The following is a 1,937-nucleotide window of genomic DNA, read 5'->3' as shown; positions in this document are numbered from 1 at the left end:
GTGCGGTGCCGCTCATCTGGTTCTCCTCTCGCCGTCCCGGGCGCTCCCCCGGACCGTCGGCGGATCCTCGTCGAGGAGGTCGACGACCGAGACGTCGATCTCGGCGACGTCCATGCCGACCGTGCGGTGCGCCGCGTCGGCGACCAGGATCCGTACCCGGTCGGCCAGTTCGGGCACCGTCCACTCCGCGGTGGCCGCCACGTCCAGGGTGACGCGCAGCGGGCCCCGGTACGGGCCGCTGCCCTGTTCCGACGCGGTGCGGGCGGCCTCGGGGTCGGCGGGCACGACGCGGCAGCTGCCCGCGAGGACCCCGGACAGGCTCTCGGCGGCGGCGCGGAAGGTGCGCGTGGCCGCGGTCTCCACGATCCAGGCGTCGTCGTCCGGTTCGCCGAGCGGCAGCGGCCGGCCGGGGCGCAGTTCGGCCCGTACGAGGTCCATGACGCGTGCGGTGATCTCCTCGGCGGGCGGGTCGGCGGCGGCCCGCGCCTGGCGTACGTAGCTGTCCAGGACGCCCAGCCCGGCCAGCGCCGCCTGGCAGTGCGGGCAGCCCGCGACGTGCGGGTCGTCGCCCTCGCTCTCCCAGACCGCGCTGAGCGTCCGGCCGCACGGCAGGGCGGCGTCGTCGGTCGCGTCGTCTAGCGCCATGCGCCCATCGCCTCCGTCAGATAGCGCCGTGCTCGGAAGATCCTGCCGCGTACGGACTGCTCGCTGATCCGCACCACCTCCGCGATCTCGCTGTACGAGAGTCCGTGCAGCTCTCTCAGCACCCAGCAGGCGCGCTGCTCGGGGGTGAGCCCGGTCAGGGCGACGGTGAGCGCCTCGACGGCCGCCGTCCCCTCGACCGCGCGGACCGGGGACGCCGCGTGTTCCGGGGCGGGCGGTTCCGGTATGGCGGCGAGGTCCTGGGTGGGGCGGCGGGCGCGCAGAACGTTGAGGCAGCGGTTGGTCACGATGCGGTACATCCAGGTGGAGAAGGCGGCGTCGCCGCGGAAGTCCGGGAGCCTGCGCCAGGCGCTGACGAATGCCTCCTGCACGGCGTCCTCCGCGTCGGCACGGCTGCCGAGGAGGCGCGTCGCCAGGCTGAGCAGCGTCGCGCTGTGCCGCCGGACCAGCACCTCGAACGCGCCCTCGTCGCCTTCCCCGGCCCGTACCGCCAGCAGGTCGTCGCTGCGTTCGGGCACTCGCCGGCTCCTTTCCGTTCCGTTCGGCCCGGTTCCGTTCATCCGGTCCTGCGGCCATCCTGTTCGACGTACGGGAATCACGTTCCTCACGCGGTGAGCGAAGAATAGGAAATCCGCGGCGGCGCGTGACGCAAGGCGGCGGGCCGTGTCCGAACAGGTGTCAGGACGAGCTATCCGACGACGATCCGAGGAGAGAGCCCATGTCGACGTCCCCGAAGACGGCCGCCCCCGCGGTCAACGAGCCGCGGACCGGCGGGACACCGCTGAGCGGCGGCGCGACCGTACAGGCCGGGCCGGCCGGCGCCGACACCGCGCCGGCCACCCGCGGGAAGACCTCGATCGCGGACGGCGTGGTCGAGAAGATCGCCGGAATGGCCGCACGCGAGGTGCCGGGCGTGGCCGCGCTCGGCGGCGGGCTGGCCCGTACGCTCGGCGCGGTGCGCGACCGGGTGCCCGGCGGCCGTTCGCCCGTCACGCGCGGTGTGAAGGTCGAGGTCGGCGAGCGGCAGACGGCCGTGGACCTCGACATAGTGGTCGAGTACGGGGTGCCGATCACCGAGGTCGCGGGCGACATCAGGGAGAACGTGATCTCCGCCGTGGAGCGGATGACGGGGCTGGAGGTCGTGGAGGTCAACATCGCCGTCATCGACGTGCGGCTGCCCGATGAGACGACGGAGGACGAAGCGGAGACCCGCGTGCAATAGTCCGACGGCCGGCGGCGACTGCCTGCGGCGACCGCACGGCCCCCGTGTGAGG

The 1,937-nt window shown here is 73.8% G+C and carries 3 protein-coding genes; 1 reads left to right on the top strand and 2 read right to left on the bottom strand.

Annotated features, from left to right (window positions below):
• Nucleotides 1-12 precede the first annotated feature (12 nt).
• A complete protein-coding gene (locus ACFU99_RS42110) occupies nucleotides 13-645 on the bottom strand; it encodes a hypothetical protein (RefSeq protein WP_384403670.1) in 633 nt (210 codons plus the stop codon).
• Nucleotides 636-1,223, bottom strand: coding sequence for an RNA polymerase sigma factor (locus ACFU99_RS42105; protein ID WP_384403673.1), 588 nt, complete (start codon nucleotides 1,221-1,223; stop codon nucleotides 636-638). The genes ACFU99_RS42110 and ACFU99_RS42105 overlap by 10 nt, the downstream gene beginning before the upstream one ends.
• 158 nt (nucleotides 1,224-1,381) lie before the next feature.
• Here ACFU99_RS42105 and ACFU99_RS42100 point away from each other — a divergent pair, with 158 nt between their 5' ends.
• Complete coding sequence (locus ACFU99_RS42100; protein WP_384403668.1) at nucleotides 1,382-1,885, top strand: Asp23/Gls24 family envelope stress response protein; 504 nt, start codon at nucleotides 1,382-1,384, stop codon at nucleotides 1,883-1,885.
• Nucleotides 1,886-1,937 lie beyond the last annotated feature (52 nt).

The organism is Streptomyces sp. NPDC057654 (genome assembly GCF_042800135.1).
GTDB lineage: Bacteria > Actinomycetota > Actinomycetes > Streptomycetales > Streptomycetaceae > Streptomyces.
The sequence above is the reverse complement of the archived record's forward strand: the minus strand, read 5'-3'. Positions and strand labels throughout refer to the sequence as shown.

Excerpts from the sequence above, each read along its gene's own strand:
- ACFU99_RS42110 (WP_384403670.1), bottom strand. The coding sequence starts at position 645 with ATGGCGCTAGACGACGCGACCGACGACGCCGCCCTGCCGTGCGGCCGG.
- ACFU99_RS42105 (WP_384403673.1), bottom strand. The coding sequence starts at position 1,223 with ATGAACGGAACCGGGCCGAACGGAACGGAAAGGAGCCGGCGAGTGCCC.
- ACFU99_RS42100 (WP_384403668.1), top strand. The coding sequence starts at position 1,382 with ATGTCGACGTCCCCGAAGACGGCCGCCCCCGCGGTCAACGAGCCGCGG.